Here is a 324-nt window from a genome sequence, read left to right on the forward strand (position 1 = left end):
TGCCGTCACCATCAGTTAAGGTGTACGTAAAGCTATCGGTCAAGCTTTGGCCGGCGCCTAAGCCATTAACGGCCGCATTGCTGTTGTTGAGCGTGTACGTGTAGGTACCATTGCTGTTCAAGACCAAAGTACCGTAGCCGGCTGCATTGGTGAACGTACCTGCTGTCACTGGCGTTGCATTCGTATCGGCACCCACGGTGTCGTTCGTGATCACATTGCCGGTGACTGTGTTCGGTACTGCATCTTCGGTGATGTTGTTGATGTCACCTGTCGCTACTGGTTTGCTGTCCGTAATAAGGATATCTAGGCTGTCGTTATTCGTTG

1 protein-coding gene is annotated in these 324 nt (G+C 51.5%); it reads right to left on the reverse strand.

All coding sequences use genetic code 11. The features are described 5' to 3' along the window. Window positions 1-324 (reverse strand): VCBS domain-containing protein (locus H8K36_RS18955; protein ID WP_186918084.1); only part of this gene is annotated, 324 nt, incomplete at both ends.

It is taken from the genome of Affinundibacterium nitidum, from assembly GCF_014284155.1.
Classification (GTDB): domain Bacteria; phylum Pseudomonadota; class Gammaproteobacteria; order Burkholderiales; family Burkholderiaceae_D; genus Undibacterium; species Undibacterium nitidum.